The following is a 7,894-nucleotide window of genomic DNA, read 5'->3' as shown; positions in this document are numbered from 1 at the left end:
GACGACGTGGTGGAGACGGCGGACATCTTCATCACCACGACCGGCAACAAGGACATCATCATGGCCACGGACATGGCCAAGATGAAGCACCAGGCCATCGTCGGCAACATCGGCCACTTCGACAACGAGATCGACATGGCCGGCCTCGCGAAGACCCCCGGCATCGTGAAGGACGAGGTCAAGCCGCAGGTCCACACCTGGACCTACCCGGACGGCAAGGTCCTCATCGTCCTGTCCGAAGGCCGCCTGCTCAACCTGGGCAACGCCACCGGCCACCCGTCCTTCGTCATGTCGAACTCCTTCGCGGACCAGACCCTGGCCCAGATCGAGCTCTACACCAAGCCGCAGGAGTACCCGACCGACGTCTACACCCTCCCCAAGCACCTCGACGAGAAGGTCGCCCGCCTCCACCTCGACGCCCTCGGCGTCAAACTCACCACCCTCCGCCCCGACCAGGCCACCTACATCGGCGTCCCCGTCGACGGCCCCTACAAGCCCGACCACTACCGCTACTGATGCCGCACTGACCGCGCCCCACCCTCGGGTGGGGCGCTTTCGGCGTTTCGGAAGGCCGACGGCATACCGACACGGAACGTGACATACCCCACGACCCCGGCCCCACCCCGCCAGCCACGCCCCCTGCCCACCATCCCCACCCCACTCCGCCCCCACCCGCTACACTGACCGCACGCCCCGCCTTCGTAGCTCAGGGGATAGAGCACCGCTCTCCTAAAGCGGGTGTCGCAGGTTCGAATCCTGCCGGGGGCACAAGCAGAAGGGCCAGCTCACGGGACGTTTTCCCGGTGCTGGCCCTTTCGCATGATCACGGCCGCGCCGTCCACGTGCCAGAAGGCACCGAGCCGACCATCGGACGCTTCGTGCGGGCTCTCACCGGCCCCGGTACGGCAGCCGTCGTCCCGCAACCGCAGCACACCGTCCCTGCCCTGCAGCGCCGACCGGCCCAGCTGGACCTGCGGACCAGGCCGCCGACGTGCGGGGCGCGTGCGCGGTCGGCGCTGGCAGGTCACTCCTGGCCATCGACGAAGCCCGACCGTCGGTTGGGTCCCGGACGAGATTCCGGGCCGCCCCCGGACAGGCCGGGGATGCAACCATTCCTTTCAGAGCTGGAACCCCCGGAAGCCGACCGCGCGCTCGAGACCATAGGGGCCGGCACTGACAACGCGCCGGTGCGCGAGCGGCCGTCGAGCGGTGAGCGGCAGGCCGCGCGGCGGTCGCCTCCGCCCCCAACGGGTGCTGCGGGACAGGGAGATGAGCAGTGGAGTCCCCGCTGCTGCGGTGGCCCGATGGCAGCGATCAAGCCGTTCCAGGTCACCTTCGACTGCGCGGAGGGCAGTGGAGGCGTCGATCGCCGACAACGGAGGGTTCTGGCCGCTCGCGCCAGCTGCTCATTACGACGGCGAAGGTCTCACCGATGAGCAGATCGCACGCCTCGTGCGTGGCTCGACGCCTCACCCAGGTGCCACGCTCACCGAGCCCGCCGTGCTGGCAGGGCCGCTCGGTGAACTTCCGGCGACGTACGTCCTGTGCGTGATGCCGGGGGCCGAGTCCGACGACGCCGAGCCCGACGCAGATGTGGCCGAGCTGCTGAACAGCACGTGCTGGCGGCTGGTCACGATGGACACCGGCCATTGGCCGATGTTCTCCCAGCCGCGCGGGTTGGCGCGGATTCTCCTCGATGCCGCCGTGGAGTGAGAGCACCTCCAGGCGACCTGGATCCCCCACGATCGCGCCCTTCGCATCATCCACTTCCGATGCAGGCGCCGGCAGCGCCGAAGGCCGGGGGCTCGCCCCCGGCCCTTCGCGCGCTCAGCCGGACTTGGTCATCCGCACGGTGAAGCTCTCCTTGTCACCGTCGTTGAAGTCGGTGTGGTCCCACACCGAGATGTGGGTCCTGTCCTGCATCCTCAGCTGCAGCACCTCGCTCGCATTGCTCCAGTTGTACGTGACGAACTGGAAGTTCGGGTCGGGGCTGTCTCCCATCCTCCTGTTTCCCCAGCTGCAGATGAGCGACTTGTCGTGCTCGCACGTGGACCAGGCTCTGGCGTAAAGGTGGCAGTCCTGTCCCTGCCAGACGTCGATACGCTTCAGCCTGGAGTCGGGCGAGCGCCACTTTCCGTTGAAGCGGTGGGCGGAGCAGGAGGCGGATGCTTCGTTCGCCGAGGTGACCGTGATCACGACCGACAGGGAAAGCGTCAGGGCGGCCGTGACCAGCAGGGCAATGATCTGGCGTAGTGGGCGACCCACAGAAGAGGCGTGTGTCATCGCGAACCTCCGGTGGCGGGTGGCAGCACGGGGCATCCCGTGGTCGCATCAGACGACATCTGACAGCCCGGATGATTCCGGCGACGTCCTCATTGCCGTACGGCACGAGGATCGCCGACCCCCTCGTCCTGCTTGCGCCACGTATTCAGGCGGGTGAGTGCCGTTTAACCCCCACATACTCCAGACCAGCACTCCTGGATCCTGATCGCAAGTCAGGAAATCCGCCACATTCAATGGTGAATGCCGTTCAATGTGGACGGGGCAATGAATTCACACGGCCGGCTTTTCAGCGGAGCTCGTCCGGGCACGCGGTGCCCCGGGGGAAGAGCTTGTAGGGGGCCGCCAGGCGGTAGGTGCCGGCCTTGGGGGCGAGGAGTTCGGTCCATTCGTCGCCCTCCGCGTCCGGCTCGGCCTTCAGGAGGCAGCCCTCCTCGTTCGCGAAGACCTTCGGGAGATCGGTCTCCGCCGCTTCGCGCGCCTTCTTGGAGGCCTCCGTCTCCTGCGGGGGTTCGATCTTGCCGCCGTTCTCGTCGAGGAGGGCGAGCCACGGAGAGTAAGGGACGCGGATCTTGATGCGGGCGGGCCGGTCCAGGCGGAGGACGACCTCGTTGGCCTCCGCACGCTGGACCACGGCCGGCGCGTCGGCCAGCGGCGTCGGGTCGGTGACCGCGTACAGGCGCCAGTTCGCGTCCGACCAGACCTGCTTCAGGTAGGGCAGGCCGTCGTCGACCAGCTCGGCCTCGCGCTCGGCGCCCGAGTCCGGGGCGCCGGTCGGCAGGACGACGTAGTGGACGGCCCAGCGGTCGAGCCAGTCCTGGTAGTTCGCGGCGTTGAGCGTGTCGTCGTAGAAGAGCGGATTGCGCTCGATGTCGGCCTGGCGGTTCCAGCCGCGCGCGAGGTTGATGTACGGCGCGAGGGCCGACGACTCGCGGTGGCTGGAGGCGGGTACGACCTCGACCCGGGCCTGCTCCGCGCCGCGCACCTGCAGCTGGTTGATCAGCGGGGCGACCTCGCGGGCCCAGGACGCGTCCGGGGCCGTACGGATGACGTCGTCGACGCCCTTGAAGCCGATCCAGAAGTTCAGGCCCGCGAAGGCCAGCACGATCGCGTACCAGCGGCGGGAGCGGGGGCGGGCGTACGGGAGGGCGGCCAGGAGGACCACGCCGGCGAAGAGCATCACCAGGCGGCTGACGTTCGAGCCGATCTGCGAGTCGACCAGCCAGGTGAGCAGCGTGCCCGCCGAGTAGACCGCCGCCGCCGTGCGCACCGTGCGCCAGTCCTTCGGGACCAGCACGAGGACCAGGACGCCGAACAGGAACGGCAGGCTCGTCGACATCAGGCTCATCGGCTGTGTCCCCGAGAAGGGGAACAGCCATGCCGAAAGGGCCACGACCGCCACCGGGGCCAGTCCCACGGCGTACGCGCCCGGCCGGCGTTTGTTGAGGAACAGCGCGGCGGCGACCACGCCCAGGAACAGGCCCGCCACCGGGCTGCACGCCGTCGCGAGGCCGGCCAGGGGCGCGGCGACCGCGGCCTTCGCCCAGCGTTTGAAGCGCCAGCGGTGCGGCCAGCAGAAGACCGCCGCGACGGAGCCGAGCGCGAACATCATGCCGAGGCCGAAGGTGACCCGGCCCGACAGCGCGTTGCAGAGGAAGGCGAAGACGCCGGCCAGCGCGCACGCCATCGGATTGCGCACCGCCCGCACCCGGACCAGGATCAGCGCCGTCAGGGCCGCCGACAGGGTCCCGGCGACCATCATGGTCGTACGGACCCCGAGCAGGGACATCAGGTACGGGGACACGACGCTGTACGAGACCGGGTGCATCCCGCCGTACCAGGCCAGGTTGTACGCCGAGTCCGGGTGTCGGCCGACGAACTCCGCCCACGCGTCCTGCGCCGCCAGATCGCCGCCGCTGTTCGCGAAGAAGAAGAACCAGAGGACGTGGGTGAGCGCAGCCGCAGCCGTGGCCACCAGCACGGGAACGCGCCGTCGGCTCCGCCAGGGGCGGGTCGCGGCGGGCGGCTCCACCGGCGGGCGGGGGGCCGGAAGTTCTATTCGCGAAGGCGAAGAGGAGTTCATGGGTGCAGCCTCGTCGGCGCGTGTCGGCTCGGCGGTGGTCAACTGCGGCCCTTTCCCGTGCTGCCTCTGCTGCCTTTCTCTCGTCCCCAGGGAACGCTAACAGCTGGGCGCCCGGGCGAGGCCCGGGCGCCCGTCAGGATCAGCCCAGTCGGGTCAGCTTCTCGCCGAAGCCAGGCTCCACCAGGTCCTTCTGCAGCGCCACCGGAGCGCTGACCGCGCCGGTGCCCGTGCCGACCGTCACCTGGCCGACGACGTCCCCGGCCTTGCCGGTGTGCGGCAGGGCCTTGCCGCCGACGCCGAGCGTCAGGTCCACCTTCAGGCCCGGCCAGCCGACCGCCTTCAGGTCCTTGGTGGCCACGACCGGCGTCCGGCCGTTCAGACCGTCGTCCACGTAGCCGACGACCTGGCCCTTCTTCACCACGGCGGCCGAGGTGACGTCCGACTGCGCCTTCTGGATGAGCGTGAGGCTGTTCGCGATCGCCAGGTCCAGCTTCTGCCAGAGCTGCGGGGCGTCCTTGGCCCCCATGACGATGCCGAGGATGCGGCGCTTCTGGCCGTCGACGACGGTGTTCGCCGCCCACAGCAGGTTGCCGCCGGCCGGGGTGGAGGAGCCGGTCTTGATGCCGGTCACGCCCGGCTCCAGCAGGATCTTGTTGTTGTTCTCGATCCGGCCCGGGATGCCGTCGATCTCCACGTTCGGCATGTCCACGATCGCCCGGAACACGTCGAACTGCATGACCGCCTTCGCCAGCTTCAGCTGGTCCAGCGGCGTCGACACGGTGGTCGACTGCAGACCGGACGGGTCCGTGTACGTCGACCCCGTCATGCCGAGCTCCTTGGCCGCGGCGTTCATCTTCTCGACGAACGCGGCCTCCGAACCGGCGTCCCAGCGGGCGAGGAGCCGCGCCACGTTGTTGCCCGACGGGATCATCAGGAGCTGCAGGAGCTCCTTCTCCGAGTAGGTCTCGCCCTCCTTGATGGGCGCCGTCGACTCGTCCTTCGCCTTCGCCTGCTCGCCCGCGGTCTTGTCGACCTCGATCTCCGGGCCCTTCTCCTTCCCCTTGATCGGGTGGTCGCGGAGGATCACGTACGCGGTCATCGTCTTGGCCACGCTCGCGATCGGCGCGGGCTTCTGCGCGCCGTACGTGCCGAGCGAACCGACGCCCTCGACCTCGGCCGCGCCCTGCCCCTCGGACGGCCACGGCATCTGGAGCTCGCCGCCCTCGAAGGTGTAGGTGGGGGCCGCGGACAGCACGAGCTTCGGGTCCGGCAGCGGACGCACGAACTGTACGACCGCAAAGACGACCACGAGCAGCAGGAGCAGCGGGGTCCAGATCTTCACCCGTCGCGCGGTGGTCCGCAGCGGCGTCTCCGGCGGCGGCGGGGTGTTGGTCAGCTCCGCCAGGATCTCCAGCGGCGGGCGCGGCGGCAGCGGCTGCTGCCTGGTCCGCTCGGGCTCGCCCAGGGACGGCGGTACGGGGGCCGGGGCGGCCTCCGCGCTGGACGCGGCCTCCGCCTTGGGCTTCGGCTGCTCCTGGGTGATGTCTCCCCGGAGCGGGCGGAAGGTGGACGGCGGCAGCTTGAGCGCGGTCGTCGGCTGGTCGACGGCGGGCGCCACCGGCGGCTTGACGGCCTTGAAGACGGCGGTCGGCTGGTCGACCGGCTGCGGCGCCGGCTTCGGCTCGGGCTCAGCCGCCGCCTCGGGCTCGGGCTTCACCTCGGGCTCAGCCGCCGCCTCGGGCTCGGGCTTCGCCTCGGGCTCAGCCGCCGCCTCGGGCTCGGGCTTCGCCTCGGGCTCGGCCTCCGCCTGGGGCTCGTCCGCCGCCTCCGGCTCCGGCTCGGCCTCGGTGGCCGGCTCCGGCTTCGCCTGCGCCTTCGGCGGGGCCGCCTTGCGCGCGGCGAACCACGACTCGCCGTCGGCGGCGGCCGAGGCATCAGCGGCCTCGGGCGCATCAGCGGCCTCAGGAGCCTCGGAGACCTCGTCGGCGTCCGCCGGAGCCCGGGGCTCGTCGCCCGGCTCGTCAGCGGCCTCGTCGACGGCCTCAGGCGCGTCCTCGTCGGCGCTCGCTTCCGCGGCCGTCCCGTCCGCGGCCGTCTCGGCCTCGGCGGCGTCCTCCGAAGCCTTCTGAGCCTCCGGCAGGTCCTTCGCGGGGATCCTCAGGACGACCGTCCCGCCCGCGACCGCGCCCGCGTCCTCGGCCTCTGCCTCGGCCTCTGCCGCTGCCTCCGCCTCTTCGACGCCCGTGTCCTCCGCGTCCACGCCCGCGTCCGCGTCCGTGTCCACGCCCCTCACGTCCCCGTCGCCCGCGACGACGGAGTCCTCCGCAACCGCGGGGTCCTCCGCCGCGTCCTCCGTGACGGAGGGCCGGTCCTCCGGTGCCGTTCGCGGGGCCAGGGCCTTGAAGACGGCCGTCGGCTGGTCCACGCGGTCCCGGAGGACGGACAGCCGCGGGTCCCTGCCGTCGTCACCGACCGCACCGTCCCGCTCCCGCTGCTCCGCCTTGTCGGGGGACTCGCCCGCCACCGTGCCTCCTCCATCGCTCATGCGTACGTCCGAACCATCTACCAGTGTCCTGTGTGAACCCCTTGGCGCCGTGCTAGACGAGAACGACATACCTGCCGGTTCCCGTACGAAGCGCCCAGGCACTCTCGACAGATGAATGTGAGAGGGGTCACCCTGTCATTCATCCACGCGGGGAGGCATGGATGGGCAGGAGCCGCAGAACACTTCCGGAGGAGCTTCTGCTGCTCGCTCTGGACCCGGCCACGGGTACCACAGCGCAGCCGCAGTCGCTCGACCTGGGCCTCGCCGGAGCACAGCTAGTGGAGCTGGCTCTGGCGGGACGGATAGCCCCTGACGGGGATCGTATCGCCGTGGTGATGCCACGGCCGACCGGAGATCCGACTCTGGACTCCGCACTGGAACTGCTGCGCAGGCGCGGCAGTCCGGTACGGGCCGTCCATTGGATCGGCGGGCCCCGCCTGGGGCTGCGCCAGACGTATCTCTCGCACCTGGAGCGCTGCGGCATGGTGCATGCCGTGGAGGGCCAGATGTGCGGGGTGCTGCCGACGACTCGCTACCAGGCGACGGACACGGCGATCAGCCGGGAGATCAGGACCCGGCTGGACAGTGCGATCCGCACCGGCGTACCGCCGGACCCGCGGACCGCGGCGCTCGCCGCGCTGGCCCACGCGGTCGGTCTCGGCAAGCACCTGTACCCCGGCAACGAAGGACGGTCGTCGCGGTCCCGGCTGCGCGACCTGATCCGGCACGACCCGATGGGCGGTCTCGTGGCGCACGCCGTGATGGACGTCCAGAACGGCGTGGGGGCCCAGCCCCGTCGTCACGCGCAGGCGGGCGGCGTGCCGTCCCAGCCGCGCCGCGGCACCATGGCGCGCGCCGCCATGTGACGCGGCCGCGGTCGCAGAGCCCGCTCCACCAGATCCACCCGAACCACACCGGGAGCCGCAAACGTGTGCGGGTCGGCCGTCCTCACGGCCGCCCCGCACCGTTGCGTTGTCGGCATTTCC

5 protein-coding genes, 1 tRNA gene and 1 pseudogene are annotated in these 7,894 nt (G+C 70.7%); 4 read left to right on the top strand and 3 right to left on the bottom strand.

The window, feature by feature from the left end; genetic code table 11:
* From AB0M16_RS30665 to AB0M16_RS30655, 3 genes and pseudogenes are all read left to right on the top strand, one after another.
* Nucleotides 1-516 (top strand): adenosylhomocysteinase (locus AB0M16_RS30665; RefSeq protein WP_365348699.1); only part of this gene is annotated, 516 nt, incomplete at its 5' end.
* A gap of 179 nt (nt 517-695) precedes the next feature.
* Nucleotides 696-768, top strand: a tRNA-Arg gene (locus tag AB0M16_RS30660).
* 585 nt (nt 769-1,353) lie between these two features.
* Nucleotides 1,354-1,713, top strand: a pseudogene (locus AB0M16_RS30655) (alpha/beta hydrolase); the annotation flags it as partial.
* 114 nt (nt 1,714-1,827) lie between these two features.
* On the opposite strand, the gene AB0M16_RS30650 reads toward AB0M16_RS30655, so the two are convergent.
* The 3 genes from AB0M16_RS30650 to AB0M16_RS30640 form a co-directional block, all read right to left on the bottom strand.
* On the bottom strand, nt 1,828-2,001 hold the full coding sequence (locus AB0M16_RS30650) for a hypothetical protein (RefSeq protein WP_365348697.1): 174 nt from the start codon (nt 1,999-2,001) through the stop codon (nt 1,828-1,830).
* Between the two features lie 568 nt (nt 2,002-2,569).
* Nucleotides 2,570-4,363 carry an MFS transporter gene (locus AB0M16_RS30645; RefSeq protein ID WP_365348695.1) on the bottom strand — a complete coding sequence of 598 codons (1,794 nt, stop codon included), beginning with the start codon at nt 4,361-4,363 and terminating at the stop codon, nt 2,570-2,572.
* Between the two features lie 139 nt (nt 4,364-4,502).
* Nucleotides 4,503-6,908 carry a D-alanyl-D-alanine carboxypeptidase gene (locus AB0M16_RS30640; RefSeq protein ID WP_365348693.1) on the bottom strand — a complete coding sequence of 802 codons (2,406 nt, stop codon included), beginning with the start codon at nt 6,906-6,908 and terminating at the stop codon, nt 4,503-4,505.
* Between the two features lie 161 nt (nt 6,909-7,069).
* Here AB0M16_RS30640 and AB0M16_RS30635 point away from each other — a divergent pair, with 161 nt between their 5' ends.
* On the top strand, nt 7,070-7,774 hold the full coding sequence (locus tag AB0M16_RS30635) for a GPP34 family phosphoprotein (RefSeq protein ID WP_365348691.1): 705 nt from the start codon (nt 7,070-7,072) through the stop codon (nt 7,772-7,774).
* Nucleotides 7,775-7,894 lie beyond the last annotated feature (120 nt).

The sequence above is a fragment of the Streptomyces sp. NPDC051921 genome (assembly GCF_040680975.1).
Lineage (GTDB): Bacteria > Actinomycetota > Actinomycetes > Streptomycetales > Streptomycetaceae > Streptomyces.
The sequence above is the reverse complement of the archived record's forward strand: the minus strand, read 5'-3'. Positions and strand labels throughout refer to the sequence as shown.

Bases quoted from the DNA above. Each gene is read 5' to 3' on its own strand.
- AB0M16_RS30650 (WP_365348697.1), bottom strand. From the start codon at position 2,001: ATGGGAGACAGCCCCGACCCGAACTTCCAGTTCGTCACGTACAACTGG.
- AB0M16_RS30645 (WP_365348695.1), bottom strand. From the start codon at position 4,363: ATGAACTCCTCTTCGCCTTCGCGAATAGAACTTCCGGCCCCCCGCCCG.
- AB0M16_RS30640 (WP_365348693.1), bottom strand. From the start codon at position 6,908: ATGAGCGATGGAGGAGGCACGGTGGCGGGCGAGTCCCCCGACAAGGCG.
- AB0M16_RS30635 (WP_365348691.1), top strand. From the start codon at position 7,070: ATGGGCAGGAGCCGCAGAACACTTCCGGAGGAGCTTCTGCTGCTCGCT.